Here is an 874-nt window from a genome sequence, read left to right as displayed (position 1 = left end):
CTAGAGGGTGTTATGCACATTGGACCATCTGTGCGGCATGTTTGAGCATGTATCCGACGAATGCGATGACGTGGAAGCCTGCGAGCGTGGTCGCGTATCTTTCGTAGTCCTTGACCAGCCTGCGACAGCGCGTGGCCCAGGCAAAGGATCGCTCCACGACCCAGCGACGCGGCAACAGGACAAAGCCGCGCTTGGCTTCTGGCAGTTTGACCACATGCAGGGCAATGCCTTCGGCGGCAGCGGCGTCGGCCGCGACTTCGCCGGTATAGCCCTGATCGACATAGGCGAGTGTGACGTTGTCGCCGGTCGCGTCCTGGATGTCGGCGGCGAGACGTGCCACGGCGGCGCGATCGCCGACATCGGCCGGCGTCACATGAAGAGCGAGCAAGTGCCCGAGCGTGTCCACCGCCATATGCACCTTCGAGCCGCGCTTGCGCTTGGCGCCGTCATAACCGGCACGGGTGCCGCTTTCCGGCGTGGAGCGCAGCGTACGGCTATCAATGATCGCGGCCGTGGGTTCTTCCGCCCGTCCGGAGGCGAGGCGCAGCAAAGCTCGCAGATCCTGTGCCAGGGCCTCGAAACAGCCCGACGCCAGCCAGCGCTGCGATTGTTGATACACCGCCGACCACGGCGGGAAGTCGTTCGGCATGGCGCGCCAGGCAATGCCATAACGGATCACGTAACGCAGGGCATTGAACAACTCGCGCAGGGAATGCTCTCGCTGCGGCGCAGCCTCAGTCATCAGAGTGAGATAAGGAACCACCAGCGACCACTCCTCGTCGCTGACATCAGACGGATACGGCTTGCGAGGCAGAACAGGGCTCATCCAGTTCCATTAGACCCAAGCGCCGCAAAAGTACATAACACCCTCTAG

Annotated in this window: 1 protein-coding gene; it reads right to left on the bottom strand. The window is 62.7% G+C overall.

Translation table 11 applies throughout. The features are described 5' to 3' along the window. Nucleotides 1–10: 10 nt before the first annotated feature. Nucleotides 11–826, bottom strand: coding sequence for an IS5 family transposase (locus HLH36_RS19510; RefSeq protein WP_182987932.1), 816 nt, complete (start codon nt 824–826; stop codon nt 11–13). Nucleotides 827–874: the final 48 nt, after the last annotated feature.

Origin of the sequence: Gluconacetobacter aggeris, assembly GCF_014174395.1 — a bacterium.
Lineage (GTDB): Bacteria > Pseudomonadota > Alphaproteobacteria > Acetobacterales > Acetobacteraceae > Gluconacetobacter > Gluconacetobacter aggeris.
This window is presented reverse-complemented; position numbering and strand designations above follow the sequence as displayed.